Raw genomic sequence first — 14,855 nt, forward strand, 5'->3', positions numbered from 1 at the left:
CGAAACGTGGGTCGCAGTCAGTACGTGATGGTGGCCGTGACGGTGTCGCTGTAGGAACCGGTGGCAAAGTTCGTGCTGGGCACATTTCCGTACACCGGAATGGGCACGCTCAGGCCTGTGCCAATTCCCGAGTACACGTTGCCGCCGGTGCCCGTGGTGCTGCCCCACACGGTGGTCGGGCTGATGACGGCGGTCTGGTACAACTGGTACGGAACCAGCGTGGCTCCGTTGTTCATGGCGCGGGTGTTGACGTTGGTTCCGTTCAGTCCGTTGTCCAGCGCAATGGTGAACGGTGCCAGCGGCGTGCAGTTGACGTTAAGTGCGCCCTGGTTCGGCACATTGGTAGCCGTGGACGGTTGCGTGCCGAAGTTCACGTTGGTCGGCGCCGTGGTGGTGATGTTGCATGCCGAGGTGATCGTGATCAGCACGTTGAACGTATTGGTACCGGTGGCGGCGTAGGTGTGCCCTGTCGCCATGGCGGCAAGCACGACGGCGCTGGTAGTGGCGAACAGACGGAGGCGGATCATGTTGACTCTCCTGCTCAAAGCCTCGTGCGTTGGAGCGCGTCATGCGGTAACTGTGTCCGTCGAGGACAGCATTGACGAAGGACGATGTGCGCGTGTGTGAAAATTCGGATGCACTGCCGTATTCGCCTAGCGATGCCGAATTAGCCTGTTGGCAGGTCATGTAAAGGGTGCTTGACACGGTGAGGGGAAGGGCTCAGGATGCGTGTCAAGCGTGCTTGACACGCTCCACGCCACTGGGGAGGGGCTTCACCATGTCGTACCGCATCATCTTCCGTCTCGCCGCGCTCGCGATGGCTGCCTGCGCCGCGTCCACCCTGCACGCCGCCACGGCGCCTTCCGTTGCTGCACCCTTCGAGGTGGGCACGCTCAAGGTCGAACAGCATGGTCATGGTGGCCGCACCATCATCCTGGTGCCCGGACTGGCCGGTGGCCCCTGGGTATGGAAAGACACCATCGCCGACCTGTCCCGCCATAACACGGTATACGCCGTAACCCTGGCCGGTTTCGACGGCATGCCGGCACCCAGCGCCGACGGCAACTGGATGGATCGCGCCGACGCCTCGCTCGCGCAGCTCATTCAGGAGAAACACCTGGGCAAGCCGGTACTGGTCGGCCATAGCCTCGGGGCCACTCTTTCGCTGCGTTTTGCAGGTCGCCATCCGGATCTGACCGGCGGCGTGGTGGCCGTGGATGGCCTGCCGGTGTTCCCGGGCATGGAGCGCGTCAGTCCTGAGCAACGCACGGCGATTGCCGCGGGCATGCGGGCTCAGTTCGAATCGGCCACGCCGGACGTCTTCAAGGCACAGCAGCTCCAGTACATGCAGAAGATCGGGACGCTCGATCCGAAGATTGCCGAAAAGGTGGCGCCGCTTAACGGGCGCAGCGACCAGAAGGCGGTGGCTCGCTACGCGGCGGAAGATGCCGGCGCCGATTACCGTGATGACCTCAAGAGCGCCACGGCACCCATCCTGGAAATCGCCCCTTACAGCGAGGCAGATGCCGCGCAGGGGCCGGTGAAGCTCACCGAAGCGCAGAAAGTGGCCTATTACCAGTCGCTGCTGGCAAACGCCCCGAATGCGAAGGTCATCGCCATCGCACCGTCACGCCACTACGTGATGCTCGACCAGCCGAAGGCCTTCGAAAAGGCGCTCAACGACTTCATCGAGGCCCACTGACATGGCGATGCGTGCCGTCCACAAGCGTTACCTGCGGGAATTCATTCCGTCGATGCTCGGGTACGTGGTGCTGATCTTCCTGTCGGTGAGCTGGCTGAAGACCCTCGAAGGCACGGCACTGCGTGCCGTCGTCACCCTGCTGCCGACGATTCCCGTCGCCTTCATCATCCGTGCCATGGTACGGGTCATCCGCGATCAGGATGAATTCGAACGGCGGATCGATCTCGAATCGATCGCCATCGGCGGTGGCATCGGTGCCTTCGGGTACTTCTCGTACGGCATGCTGCTGAACGCACAGGTGCTGCCGCTGCCGAAACCCGAGGCCGTGGCGATCTGGGTACTGCCCGTACTGTTCGGCTGCTTCGGCATCGTGAAGTGCGTGCTCGGTCTGTACTATCGCCTGCGATGAACAACCGCGTCCGTGAATTGCGAACCGCCCTGGGCTGGTCCCAGGCGGACCTGGGTGAAAAGCTCGATGTCTCCCGGCAGACGGTGAATGCCGTGGAGACAGGAAAATACGATCCCAGCCTGCCCCTGGCCTTCAAGATCGCGAAGCTTTTCACGCTACCCATCGAATCCATCTTCACGCCGGAGGACTGACGGCATGAAACGCGCTCCACGGATCGCCATCGTCATCGCGATCCTCGCCGCCGCCTTCGGCCTGCGGCAGACCCTGCATCACGGACAGCACCCGCCCTCGAACGCGCCGGCCGCACCACATGCCGCGGTGCCTCGTGTCTGGAAACTTGGCTCGCTGGAACTGAAACCCTGCGAACTGCCGCAACCCCATTCGGGGCTGTCCACGGCAGCGTGGTGTGCGCCGTTTGAAGCGCCCGAAGACCGTGAGCATCCGGAAGGGCGCAAGATTCCGCTGCGCCTTGCCGTGCTGCGCAGCTCGGCCCAGGTACCCGCCGACGACATGGTGGTGTTCCTTGCCGGCGGCCCCGGACAGTCGGCGGTGGAAAGCTATCCGCAGATAGCCCCAGCCTTGCAGGGCCTGCTCGCCCATCGCAACATCCTGCTGCTCGACCAGCGCGGCACCGGTGAATCGCATCCGCTGAGTTGTCGCGACGAGCCGGGTGGCGCCGATGATTCGCATCTGCTCCAGGCCGATGCCATCCGTCATGACACGCAACGCTGCCTCGACCAGCTGTCGAAAGACGCGGACGTGCGTTTCTACACCACCACGGATGCCGTGGCCGACCTGGAAGACGTGCGCCAGGCGCTGGGTTCGCCGCGTTTCGACATCCTCGGCGTGTCCTACGGAACCCGTGTGGCGCAGCAGTATGCGATGCGTCATCCGCAGTCGGTACGTACGCTGGCGCTCGACGGCATCGCGCCGAACTCGCTGGTGCTGGGCGAGGAATTCGCGGTGAATCTCGACGCCGCGCTCAAGGCACAGTTCGCCAGGTGCCATGCAGATGCCGCCTGTGAGAAACGCTTTGGCGACCCGTATCAGACGCTCTACCAGCTGCGCGATGCACTGCGCGCCAATCCACACAAGGTAAGCTTCCGTGACCCGCAGAACTACGCATCGGTGCAGCGGGTGCTCAGCGATTACGCACTGGCCACGGTGGTGCGCATGTTCGCCTATTCGCCGGAAACGGCGGCGTTGCTTCCGCTCTCGCTCGATGCGGCGGCTCACGGTGACGTCGGTCCCTTGCTGGGACAGGCCAAGCTGCTGACGGGCGATCTGGGCGATACGATGGATGGCGGCATGCAGTATTCGGTCATCTGTTCCGAGGATGCCGACGACCTGCATTCGCGGCCGCAGGATCGCGAGCTGATTCTGGGCGACAACATGGTCGAGGCCTTTCACGCGGCCTGCTCCGTCTGGCCCCATGGCAAGCGCCCGGCGGATTTCCGCCAGCCGCTGAAGAGCGCCGTGCCCGCCTTGCTGATGTCCGGCGAGTTCGATCCGGTCACGCCGCCGCGTTATGGCGACGATGTGCTGAAGGGCCTGCCCAATGGCCGCCACGTTGTACTGAAAGGGCAGGGCCATAACGTCGTGATGCGCGGCTGCATGCCACGGCTTTACGTCGATTTCGTGGACAAGGGCGATGCGAAGTCGCTCGATACCTCCTGTCTTGACCGCCTCTCCCCGCTGCCCGTCTTCGTGGGCTTCAACGGAGCCACGCCATGATCGAAGTACGCAATCTGCACAAGGCTTTCGGCGAGGTCCGCGCCGTGAATGGCGTGAGTTTCACGGCACGCGACGGTGAGATCACCGGCCTGCTCGGCCCGAATGGTGCTGGCAAGACCACGACACTGCGCATGCTCTATACGCTCATGAAACCGGACAGCGGCGAAGTGCTGGTCGATGGGCGCGAGGTGTGGAGCGATCCCGTGGCCGCGCGCCGTCAGCTCGGCGTGCTTCCCGATGCCCGTGGCCTCTACAAGCGGCTGACGGCGGCGGAAAACATCGACTACTTCGGCCGCCTTCATGGCATGTCCTGGCAGGACATCGCGCGCCGCCGGGAAGCGCTGGTCGAAGCGCTGGACATGCATGACATTGCCAGGCGGCGCACGGAGGGGTTCTCGCAGGGCCAGCGGGTAAAGACGGCCATTGCGCGTGCTCTTGTCCATGATCCACGCAACGTGCTGCTGGACGAACCCACCAATGGCCTCGATGTGATGGCAACCCGCGCCATGCGCCGCTTCATGCGGCAGCTGAAGGACGAGGGGCGTTGCGTGCTGTTCTCCAGTCACATCATGCAGGAGGTCGCCGCGCTGTGCGATCGCATCGTGGTGATTGCCCATGGGCGTGTCGTTGCCGATGAATCGCCGGCGGCGCTGCTCGAGCAGACCGGGCAGGCCAACCTGGAAGATGCTTTCGTCAGCCTGATCGGCACCGATGAAGGGCTTGCCGCATGAGGGCCTTTACTGCCGTCTACTGGAAAGAAGTGCGCGAGAACCTGCGTGATCGCCGTACGCTTATCAACGCGCTGCTGACGGGTCCGCTTCTGGGGCCAGTGATGTTCATCATGCTGATGAACGTCATGGTGAATCGCGAACTGGACAAAGCTGACCGGCCCATCGATGTGCCGGTGATCGGTGCGGAGCTGGCGCCGAACCTCATTCGTGCGCTGAAAGGGGCAGGTATCGATGCGACACCTGCGGTAAGCGATCCGGAGGACGCGGTGCGCGACCAGCGCGCCGACGTGGTGCTTCGCATTGCGCCCAGCTATGCCGATGCCTGGAGCAAGGGGCAGGCCGTGCAGGTGGAGCTGATCTACGATTCCTCGCGACGCGATGCATCCACGCCGGTATCGCGCGTGCGTAACGTGATCGAGTCGTATGGCAAGCGCGAAGGCGCCATGCGACTCATTGCCCGCGGCCTGTCGCCGACGACGGCATGGCCGGTGCAGGTGGCCGACCGTGACCAGGCCAGTTCGCAGTCGCGCTCGGCGTTGATGTTCTCGTTCCTGCCGTATTTCTTCGTGCTCACCGTGTTCCTCGGCGGCATGTATCTCGCCATCGACCTGACGGCGGGCGAGCGCGAGCGGCAGTCGCTGGAGCCGTTGTTCGTCAATCCGGTGGCGCGCTGGACGATCCTGGCCGGCAAGCTGGCAGCGATCTGCACGTTCTCGCTGGTGAGCCTGTTGCTGAGCGTGTCGGCATTTTCCACGGCGCCGTTGTTCATACCCGTGGAGAAGCTGGGGATTGCGCTCGACATGGGCTTTGCCTTCGGTGGGCAGGTGGTGCTGTTGATGCTGCCGCTGATTCTGCTGCTGGCGGGTCTGCAATCGATGGTCTCGGCGATGGCCAAGAGCTACCGTGAGGCGCAGACGTATCTTTCGGTGCTGATGATCATCCCGATCCTGCCCAGTGCCTTGCTGTCGGTGATTCCGCTGAGGCCCGAGGCCTGGATGTACGCGGTGCCGTTGCTGGGGCAGAACCTTGCCATCGTGAAGCTGCTGCGCGGCGATGGCGTGACCGCGCACGAGATGGGTCTGATGCTGGCCGGTGGTTTTGCAGCAGCCATCCTGGCGGTGATCGGTGCGGCGTGGATGTATCGCTCCGAGCGACTGGCGATCTCCGGCTGATCCCGGTCGCGCGCAAGCACGCTCCTACACGAACCCCATGTAGGAGCGCGCCCCGCGCGCGACCGTTCAGGCCGTACCCCACCCCCCACCCATCTGTAGGAGCGCGCCTCGCGCGCGGCCGGTCCAGGCCGTACCCCAGCCACCGCTCCATCTGTAGGAGCGCGCCTCGCGCGCGACCGTTCAGGCGATCACCCAACCCCTACCGCCACCGCACATCCACTCCCACCAGAAACGTCCTTCCCGGAGCCGGCTCGTAATACCGCCCGTTCCCATCGTTGACGATCACCGACCCGATCACATGCCGGTCCGCCAGATTGTCGACACGCGCAAACGTATTCACCCGCCACGGCCCCTGGTCGAATACGTACCCGCCGGACACCCCGAACAACGCATACCCCGGGGCCGATTCCGTCCCCAGGTCGTTCACCGACGTCGCCCCCATGGCATTCATGTCGATCCCCGCCTGCCAGCCCTTGTCGCGCCCATACTTCAACGCCGCATAACCCATGGACCGCGGCACACCGGGAATGCGCGTGCCCGCTGCCACAGGCGCCTGCACGCACGGCGTCGCGACACAGGTCATGAACGCGGACCGGAAGGTCGCCTGCAAACGCGTATACGACGCGAGCAGATGCAGGTCCTTCGCCAGCTCCCCGTCGAAGGACGCCTCGATCCCCTGCCGCCGCGACTGCGCGATGTTCTGGTAGGTGGTGCGCCCTCCCTGGTTCGTGGCCACGGCCAGCTCGTTATCGCTGTCGGCCCGGAACAGTGCCACGCCGGCATGAATGCGATCGGAGGGTTGCAGCTTGACGCCCACCTCCATGTTCTTCGACCGCGAAGGTTTCAGGTTGAACGCCAGCCCGGCACCGCCATCGGCGCGATAGCCGATCTCCGAGAACGTAGGCGTTTCAAAGCCTCGCCCCCAGTTGGCATAAAGATGCGCCCACGGTGCGGCTCGCCACAATGCACCGAAGACGGGTGTGGTAGCCGAATACTTCACGCTGCCGCTGTCATCCGGGTTCCCCGGCGTGACATACCGATCGTCCGAGCGAAAGCGCACATTGCTGTGCCGCACGCCGCCCATCAAGGTCCAGTTATCCGCCACGCGCCATGTCGCCTGTGCGTATTGGTCGAAATCGAACACGCGATCAATCTCGTCACGGCGCTTGCGACCGCGCACGCCGAGTTCGTCGCCGATAAAGTTTTCGTAGCCCTGGCGATGCTGATGCTGGTTGTCGTAAGCGCCGCCGGCGGCGATCTCGAACGGACGCCCGGCAAGCGTGTCATGCCAGGTCCAGCGTACATCGCCACCGCCGTACTGGTTCGACAGGTCCACCATGCCACCAGAATTGCCTGCATTTCGCGGACCGGTCTGCGACGTCACAGGGATGGACAGATATTGCGTGACACTTCGTTGTCCGTAGTAACCCATCACCCGCAGGCTGTTCGCCGCATCGATACGTTGCTCGTAGATCAGTCCGGCCTGCTGCTGGTCGGCCGATTTGCGGGTGTCGTAGCTATCAGCCACGGCGGCTACCTGACGCGGATTGGCCTTGTACTGTGCACGCGTGAGGCCCAGTGGGTCCTGCGCGCCCGGAATGTCCACGGCATTGAGCACGAGGGTGAGCTTGCGGTCGTCGTCGATGGCCCAGCCGATCTTCGCGTTGCCGGATTCGCGCCGGGCTGCGCTGTGGTCGCGGTAGCCGCTGGTGCGGAAGTGACTCACGTCCACGTTGTAATCCAGGGGGCCTTCCACGCCACGCGCATTGGCCGAGACGCGCAGATTGCCATTGCTGCCACCCGCCACGCCGAAACGCAGCTCGGGTGGTTCGGTGCCATCGGCAGTGAACAGCTGGATCACCCCTCCGGAGGCATTGCCGTAAAGCGCGGAAAACGGACCGCGTAACACCTCCACACGCTCGGCGGAATCAAGGTTGAAGTGCGTCACCTGCCCCTGGCCATCCGGCATGGTCGCGGGGATGCCGTCGGTATAGAGGCGGATACCGCGGATGCCGAAGGTGGAACGGGCGCCGAAGCCGCGGATGGATATCTGGGTATCCTGCGCGTAGTTCTGCCGGTCGCGGGCGGTGACGCCGGGGATCGATTGCAGCCGTTCGGACAGGTTCACATCCAGCGTCCCATCGGGTGGCGTGGCAACGCTGTCGATGGCGGCGGGAATGTCATACGGCGACTGCGCGGTACGCGTGGCAGTGACCACCACGGGAGCGAGGTGCGGCGCCTCCTGGGCGGTGGCGGTGGCGATGGCGGCCAGGGCGGTGACAAGGGGACGCAGAGGGGGCATGTGGACGGTCTTCCCTGAATATCCCCCTATGATGCTCGCTCATGCGTAGACATACCGTCCACCCCATCACTGTAGGAGCGCGCCTCGCGCGCGACCGTTTGATGCGTGGCGTCGCCAGTTGAAAAGGGGCTTACCTACCGAAGGTGTGGGAGCCGATCGCATCGGCGATGTTGCGCTCCGTAGGAACCCAGCCCTTGTGGTGTTTCGCTCCGTAGTAAAGGCTCGCCCATGGGCCTCGCCCTCGACGCTCGAACGTGGCCGAGAACGAGGCGGCGGGGGCGGCCCTTGGCGCGCCGGCCTGCGGTGTCCCTCGGGAAAGGAGGAGCCGCTTCGCGGCTCGGTGTCTTATGGCTTCGCCCCTTCGGGCGCGGGGAGCGGGCGGGGTTTCCTGACTCGGCTCCTGCCTCGGCAGGAAAGGCCGGCCTTCCTGGCCGGCCCCGCTTCGCGGCCTTTTCCGCCCGCTCCCCTCACCTCCATCAAGTCGCGCCAAGGGCCGCCCCCGCCGCCTCTCCTAACGTGATCGCAGGCTGTTGTAGGAGCGCGCCTGCGCGCGACCGGTTATCGCGGACATCATCATCGTTTCGATTCATCCGGTCGCGCGCAAGGCGCGCTCCTACATGGGGTGCATGGATCGCATCTTGGCACCGTTTCGTCGCACGCGCTTGAGGGCATTGGGGGCACCCATGCTAGCCTTTCCGTCCATTCTCCCAACCCCATCGGTAGCGCCATGAAGACATTCATCATTGCCAGCGTGATCGGCCTCGCCGTGTCCTGTAGTGCCGAAGCCTTCCAGGCCGACCAGCCCGCCCAGGCCACGCCGCCCGCCAGCGCGGGACAGGTCTCCGCCTCCCAGCTCGACAAGGCCATCGCCGGCAGCTGGCGCTCGCCGCAGAACAAGGCGCGCGACGTCTATCGTCACCCGAAGCAGATGCTCACCTTCTTCGGCGTGCGCCCGGACATGACCGTGATCGAGATCTGGCCGTCGGGCGGCTGGTTCACCGAAATCCTCGGCCCCTTCCTCAACGCCAACGGCCACTACATCGGTGCCGTGCCGACCGGTTCGAAGAGCAAGGCGGCGCTGGAGAAGAAGTTCTCGTTCGGCCCGCAGCAGTACTCGAACGCGAAGCTGCTTGAGTTTGACAACAAGACGCCGAACCTTGGTCCCGATGGCTCGGCCGACATGGTGCTGACCTTCCGCAACGTGCATAACTGGGCGGCCGACGGCAGCGCCGAGACGATGTTCAAGTCGTTCTACAAGGTGCTCAAGCCCGGTGGCGTCCTGGGCGTGGAAGACCATCGCGCCGACAAGGGAAAGACCCTCGACCAGGTGGTCAACACCGGTTACCTGCCGACGGAATACGTGATCAAGCTCGCCACCGATGCCGGCTTCAAGCTGGATGGGCAGAGCGAGATCAACGCCAACCCGAAGGATAACCACGATCATCCCAAGGGTGTATGGACACTGCCTCCGGTGCTCGAACTGGGCGCGCAGGACAAGGCGAAGTACGAGGCCATCGGCGAGTCCGATCGCATGACGCTGCGTTTCGTGAAGCCCGCGAAGTAAGTGCTGGTCGCGCTCAACAAACCCTTCGGGGTGCTCTGCCAGTTCACCGACGAAGCCGGCCGGCGCACGCTGGCCGACTTCGTGCCGTACAAAGGCGTGTATGCGGCAGGGCGGCTTGATCACGACAGTGAAGGCCTGTTACTGCTTACCGACGATGGTCGCCTGCAGCACCGGCTGGCCGATCCGAAACACAAGCAGCCGAAGACATATCTGGTGCAGGTGGAAGGCGTGCCCACCGAAGAGGCAATCGAGCGTCTTCGGCGTGGCGTAACGCTCAACGACGGGCCCACATTGCCAGCAGGTGTCGAGGCGGTGGCCGAGCCGGAGTGGCTGTGGCCACGTGATCCGGCGGTACGCTATCGCAAAACGGTACCGGATTCATGGCTGCGCATCGTGCTGCGCGAGGGACGTAACCGCCAAGTGCGGCGGATGACGGCGGCAGTAGGGTTTCCCACGCTGCGGCTGGTACGCGAGGCGGTAGGCGGGTATCGGCTGGATGGACTCGGTGTAGGGGAGACGCGGCTCTTGCGATAGCCCCTGTAGGAGCGCGCCTCGCGCGCGACCGGTCATAGCGAAACCATCAATCCTTTAGCTAACCCTGCCAGCAAAGGAGTGGGAGCACTGCTGCGTTGTAGGAGCGTGCTTGCGCGCGACCGGATGAATCGAAACGCTGATGATGTTCGCGATAACCGGTCGCGCGCGAGGCGCGCTCCTACAAGGGTGCGGTAGCCCAAAGGTTTTTCCACATGGCCACCTTGCGATCGGTAGAGGCGGCGGGGGCGTGGTTACCACTCTGCTACGGTGCCATCCGCATGTCGCCACAGGGGATTACGCCAGTCTCCGGCGTCACGGCTGCGCTCGATCACCAATTCCTCGTTCACGTCGATACCGAGGCCCGGGCCAGTGAACGGCATGGCATAGCCTTCGGCGTCGAGCTTCAGCGCTTCCTTGTTGCGCACGTAATCGAGCACCTCGCCACCCTTGTTGTAGTGGATGCCCATGCTCTGTTCCTGCAGCGTGGCATTCCAGCTCACGAAGTCCAGGTGCAGGCACGAGGCCAGGGCGATGGGCCCCAGCGGGCAGTGCGGTGCTACGGCAACGTCGTAGGCTTCCGCCATCGCGGCGATCTTCACGCACTCGGTGATGCCGCCGGCATGCGACAGATCGGGCTGCAGGATCGAGATGCCGCCACGCTCCAGCACGTGCTTGAATTCGAAGCGTGAATACATGCGCTCGCCCGCTGCCAGCGGAATCGAAGTGAGCTCCGCGATGCGCGGGTAGTACTCGGCCTGTTCGGCCAGCACCGGCTCTTCAATGAACAGCGGACGATACGGCTCCAGCTCGCGGACCAGCACCTTCGCCATCGGCGCCGACACGCGGCCGTGGAAATCCAGGCCGAACTCGACATCCGTGCCGAACGCCTCGCGGATCTCCGCCACGCGCGATACGGCGGCATCCACGGCCTTGCTCGTGGCGATGATCGCCATCTCTTCGCAGCCGTTGAGCTTGAAGGTGTCGAAACCGTGCGTCATGCGCTCCTTGATCTGGGCGATGACATCCGCAGGACGGTCACCGCCGACCCAGCAGTATGTCTTCATGCGGTCACGCACGCGGCCACCCAGCAGCTCGTATACCGGTGCGTTGAGCACCTTGCCCTTGATGTCCCACAGGGCCTGGTCGATGCCGGCGATGGCGCTCATGAATACGGCGCCGCCACGATAGAACCCGCCGCGGTACATGGCCTGCCAGAGGTCGTTGATGCGGGAGGGATCCTGGCCGATGACGAGCTCGGAGAGCTCGTGCACGGCGGCTTCCACGGTCCGCGCGCGTCCTTCGACGACAGGCTCGCCCCAGCCGACGACGCCTTCGTCGGTTTCGATCTTCAGGAACATCCAGCGGGGAGGAACGCGGTACGTGGTAATCCGGGTGACTTTCATGCTTAGACCGATCGATAGGCTTTGACGAAGGCTCGGGCGCGCTCATGGGTGCGCTCCACGGGCTGGCCCGGCTTGTAGAGGTCGCTGCCGAGACCCGCGCCGATGCATCCCGCGTCGAGGTATTGGCCGAGGTTATCAGGGGTGACACCACCTACGGCAAGCAGGGGCACGTCCGGAGGCAGTACGGCACGCAAGGCCTTCACATATCCCGGCCCGAAGGAGGATGCCGGAAACAGCTTCAGCGACTGGGCGCCCGCCGCCAGGGCCGCGAAGGCCTCGCTGGCCGTGGTGAAGCCGATGGAGGCGTACATGCCGCGCGCGCGGCCCTGTCGGATCACCGCCGGGTCGGTGTTGGGGGTGACCAGCAGGTGGCCGCCCAGGTCGGCAACCTGGTCCACGGCCTCCGGGGTGAGCACGGTGCCCGCGCCTACCAGCGCCCGCTTGCCGGCAGCCTCGACGGCAAGGGGGATGCTGCGCTGCCAGTCGGGGGAGTTGAGCGGCACCTCGATGGCGTCGAAGCCTTCGGCGATGAGGGCTTCGACATGCCCGACGACCTCGTCGGGGGTGACGCCGCGAAGGATCGCGATGAGGGGGAGCGCAGTCGGCCAGGCCATGGGGTTACTCGTGATAGAGCTGGGAGCGGCCACCGTCGATGCGGATGTCGGCGGCGTTGATGTAGCGGGCTTCGTCCGAGGCGAGGAACAACGCCGTATAGGCGATTTCCTCCGGCTCGCCGATCCGCTTGTTGGGCAGGATCTCGGTCTGCTTGCGGCGCTCGGCTTCCGGATCGGGCGCGGCGTCGAAGCCCGCCTTCGCAATGGCGGTGAGCACCAGGCCGGGCGAGATCGAGTTCACGCGGATGTTCTTAGCGGCGTATTCGATGCCCAGTGCCTTGGTCAGGCCGATGAGGCCGTGCTTGGCGACGGGGTAGGGGAAGCAGTGCGGGATGATCTTGTGGCCATGCACCGAGGCGATGTTCACGATGCTGCCGCGACCCAGCGAAAGCATGCCCGGCAGGACGGCCTTGGCGCAGTTCCAGGCGCCTTTGAGGTCCACCTCGAAGCAGCGGGTCCATTCGTCGTCGGTGAGCGACAGCGGCTCGTTGAAGACGTTGATACCGGCATTGTTCACCAGCACGTCGGGCGCGCCGAAGCGTTCGGTGGCGGCAGCCACCATGCGCTGGATGGCCTGCGGGTCGGTGACGTCGGCCTCGAACAGCATGGCCTGGTCGGTGTTGAGGTCGTGCAGGGTCTTGCGGGCCTGCGCGTTGTCTTCCAGCACGTTCAGCACCACGGCGGCGCCATGGGCGGCAAACAGTTTCGCGGTGGCAGCGCCGATGCCCTGCGTGGCGCCGGTGACGATGGCGACCTTGCCGGCAAGGCGGGGAAGCGGGGTAGTGCGCGGATCGGGCGTGCTCATGCGTTCACCTTGTGACCGTAGCGGGCTTCGGGCAGGCCGCGACCGGCGGGCGGCGTGCCGATGTAGATGGCGCCGTCGAAGGGACCGGCCTTGTCGCCCAGGCCGAGGTGGGCGGAGGTGATGACCATGCGATCCAGTCCGGGACCGGCAAAGCTCACGCAGCTGGGCTGCTTCGAGGGCAGGGCGATAGTGGCGTCCACGCGGCCGTCGGGTGCGTAGCGCACCACGCGCGAGGCCGCCCATTCGGCGTTCCACAGGAAGCCGTCGGCATCGACGGTGGAGCCGTCGGGCTCGTAGCCCGGTGTGAGTTCGGCGAAGACGCGGATGCGATCGACATCGCCCGAGGCGGCGTCGTAATCGCAGGCCATGATCTGCGCGGTAGGCGAATCAGTGAAGTACATCGTTTCACCGTCGGGGCTGAAACAGATGCTGTTGGTGATGGCGGCCTTGGGCAGGGCGAGGCGATGCAGGTGGCCATCGTGCGTATAGCGCCAGAACGAAGCGACCTTTTCCGGCCCGCGCTCGTTGAGCGTGCCGAAGACGAAGTTACCGCCGCGGTCGCAGCGGCCGTCGTTGGCACGCGTACCGAGGATCTCCGGCTCGATGTCCTGGAGGATGTGCAGGCGGCCGTCGCGCGTGTCGAAGCGGGCGATCTGCTTTTCCAGCGCGAGCAGCAGCACGCCGGTCTCGTGCGTGAGCGCGAAGCAGCACAGCCGGGCGGGCAGCACATGCTCGCTGACATGGCCGGTGGCCGGGTCGTAGGCGAACAGGCGCGAGGTGGCGATGTCGGTCCAGCGGACCAGGCCGGCCAGGTCGTCCCAGATCACGCCCTCGGCGTGGGCCTGGCGCTGGTCGGAGAGGGGCTTGAAGTCGGATTCGGTCATCAGCGGGCTTGCCTGCGATTCTTGAGCTGGTCCACGAGTACGGCGATCAGGAGGATCGTGCCGCGGACCAGGTACTGGTAGAAGGCGTCGATGTTCATGAGGCTCATCGCATTCTGCACAGTGCCCATGATGAGAACGCCAACGATCACGCCGCTGATCGTGGCGCGGCCGCCCAAGAGGGATACGCCGCCCAGCACGCAGGCCGAGATCACGTTCAGTTCGAAGCCTTCGCCCGCATTGGGCTGGCCGCTGGTCATGCGCGAGGCCAGGATGATGCCCGCCAGCGCCGCCACCACGCCCTGGATCAGGAAGATGGCGATGCGCACGCGATCCACCGACACGCCGGCCAGGCGGGCCGCGTCGGGGTTGCCGCCGATGGCCAGGGTGTTGCGGCCGTAGATGGTCTTGTTCAGCAGCACGCCGAACACGGCGAAGCAGGCCAGGGTGACCCACACCGGCACGGGCAGGCCCAGCAGCTCGGCACTGCCGATGGTGAAGAACGCCTCGTTGGTGACGCCCACCGCCTGCCCCTGAGAGCTGATGAAGGCGAGGCCGCGCACGATTTCCATCGTGGCCAGCGTGGTGATCAGTGCGTTGATCCTGAGCTTGGCGATCACCGCACCGTTGACGAAGCCCACGAGACCACCGGCGACCAGGGCCGCGGCGACACCGATGGTGACGCTGCCCGTGGCATTGGCGACGATGGCGCAGAACACACCGGCGAAGGCCACGGTGGAGCCCACCGAGAGATCGAAGTCACGCGAGGCCAGGCAGAACATCATGGTGCAGGAGACCATGCCGATCTGCGACACGGACAGCAGCAGGCCGACCATGTTGTCCCACGAGAAGAAGTACTGGACGCTGGCGCTCAGCACGGCGAACAGCGCGATGAAGATGAGGATGAGGCTGTAGTCGTCCACGACCTGCCAGAGCAGGGCACGGCGGCGGGCGGCCGGCGTTTCGCGGGTGGCACCGATGGCGGCGGCTTGGGAGTCGGTCAT

General features: G+C 65.0%; 15 protein-coding genes. 8 read left to right on the forward strand and 7 right to left on the reverse strand.

Going from position 1 to position 14,855, the window contains the following annotated elements:
- Nucleotides 1-17 precede the first annotated feature (17 nt).
- Nucleotides 18-527 carry a Csu type fimbrial protein gene (locus KR767_RS08530; RefSeq protein ID WP_250878817.1) on the reverse strand — a complete coding sequence of 170 codons (510 nt, stop codon included), beginning with the start codon at nt 525-527 and terminating at the stop codon, nt 18-20.
- Between the two features lie 251 nt (nt 528-778).
- Here KR767_RS08530 and KR767_RS08535 point away from each other — a divergent pair, with 251 nt between their 5' ends.
- From KR767_RS08535 to KR767_RS08560, 6 genes are read left to right on the forward strand one after another with little or no spacing between them, the layout of a single operon-like run.
- Nucleotides 779-1,702, forward strand: a complete 924-nt coding sequence (locus KR767_RS08535) for an alpha/beta fold hydrolase (RefSeq protein WP_250878818.1) — start codon at nt 779-781, stop codon at nt 1,700-1,702.
- A 1-nt stretch (nt 1,703) separates the two neighbouring features.
- Entirely contained in the window at nt 1,704-2,111 is a 408-nt protein-coding gene (locus KR767_RS08540) for a hypothetical protein (protein ID WP_250878819.1), read from the forward strand.
- On the forward strand, nt 2,108-2,302 hold the full coding sequence (locus tag KR767_RS08545) for a helix-turn-helix transcriptional regulator (protein WP_166946255.1): 195 nt from the start codon (nt 2,108-2,110) through the stop codon (nt 2,300-2,302). The genes KR767_RS08540 and KR767_RS08545 overlap by 4 nt, the downstream gene beginning before the upstream one ends.
- Nucleotides 2,303-2,306: 4 nt before the next feature.
- A complete protein-coding gene (locus tag KR767_RS08550) occupies nt 2,307-3,845 on the forward strand; it encodes an alpha/beta hydrolase (protein ID WP_250878820.1) in 1,539 nt (512 codons plus the stop codon).
- The gene (locus KR767_RS08555) at nt 3,842-4,576 is read left to right on the forward strand and encodes an ABC transporter ATP-binding protein (RefSeq protein ID WP_166946257.1); all 735 of its coding nucleotides are present in this window, start codon (nt 3,842-3,844) and stop codon (nt 4,574-4,576) included. Before KR767_RS08550 ends, KR767_RS08555 begins: the two co-directional genes overlap by 4 nt.
- Complete coding sequence (locus tag KR767_RS08560) at nt 4,573-5,748, forward strand: ABC transporter permease (RefSeq protein ID WP_250878821.1); 1,176 nt, start codon at nt 4,573-4,575, stop codon at nt 5,746-5,748. The genes KR767_RS08555 and KR767_RS08560 overlap by 4 nt, the downstream gene beginning before the upstream one ends.
- Nucleotides 5,749-5,947: 199 nt before the next feature.
- On the opposite strand, the gene KR767_RS08565 is transcribed toward KR767_RS08560, so the two are convergent.
- Nucleotides 5,948-8,050, reverse strand: coding sequence for a TonB-dependent receptor family protein (locus KR767_RS08565; protein ID WP_250878822.1), 2,103 nt, complete (start codon nt 8,048-8,050; stop codon nt 5,948-5,950).
- A 727-nt stretch (nt 8,051-8,777) separates the two neighbouring features.
- On the opposite strand from KR767_RS08565, the gene KR767_RS08570 reads away from it, so the two are divergent.
- The gene (locus tag KR767_RS08570; RefSeq protein WP_250878823.1) at nt 8,778-9,614 is read left to right on the forward strand and encodes a class I SAM-dependent methyltransferase; all 837 of its coding nucleotides are present in this window, start codon (nt 8,778-8,780) and stop codon (nt 9,612-9,614) included.
- Nucleotides 9,615-10,148: a pseudouridine synthase gene (locus KR767_RS08575; protein WP_250878824.1), complete on the forward strand. Its 534-nt coding sequence runs from the start codon at nt 9,615-9,617 to the stop codon at nt 10,146-10,148. It abuts the gene before it with no gap.
- 251 nt (nt 10,149-10,399) lie between these two features.
- Here the strand turns inward: KR767_RS08575 and dgoD are convergent, their stop codons facing one another.
- The 5 genes from dgoD to araH are packed head-to-tail and all read right to left on the reverse strand — an operon-like array spanning nt 10,400 to nt 14,855.
- Nucleotides 10,400-11,551, reverse strand: a complete 1,152-nt coding sequence (dgoD, locus tag KR767_RS08580; protein WP_166946267.1) for a galactonate dehydratase — start codon at nt 11,549-11,551, stop codon at nt 10,400-10,402.
- 2 nt (nt 11,552-11,553) lie between these two features.
- Nucleotides 11,554-12,180, reverse strand: a complete 627-nt coding sequence (locus KR767_RS08585) for a 2-dehydro-3-deoxy-6-phosphogalactonate aldolase (RefSeq protein ID WP_343203644.1) — start codon at nt 12,178-12,180, stop codon at nt 11,554-11,556.
- Nucleotides 12,170-12,970, reverse strand: coding sequence for an SDR family oxidoreductase (locus tag KR767_RS08590; protein WP_166946271.1), 801 nt, complete (start codon nt 12,968-12,970; stop codon nt 12,170-12,172). Before KR767_RS08590 ends, KR767_RS08585 begins: the two co-directional genes overlap by 11 nt.
- Entirely contained in the window at nt 12,967-13,854 is an 888-nt protein-coding gene (locus tag KR767_RS08595) for an SMP-30/gluconolactonase/LRE family protein (protein ID WP_166946273.1), read from the reverse strand. The genes KR767_RS08590 and KR767_RS08595 overlap by 4 nt, the downstream gene beginning before the upstream one ends.
- The gene (araH, locus tag KR767_RS08600) at nt 13,854-14,855 is read right to left on the reverse strand and encodes an L-arabinose ABC transporter permease AraH (protein ID WP_284732880.1); all 1,002 of its coding nucleotides are present in this window, start codon (nt 14,853-14,855) and stop codon (nt 13,854-13,856) included. Before araH ends, KR767_RS08595 begins: the two co-directional genes overlap by 1 nt.

Origin of the sequence: Luteibacter anthropi (genome assembly GCF_023699965.1) — a bacterium.
GTDB classification, from domain to species: Bacteria; Pseudomonadota; Gammaproteobacteria; order Xanthomonadales; family Rhodanobacteraceae; genus Luteibacter; species Luteibacter anthropi.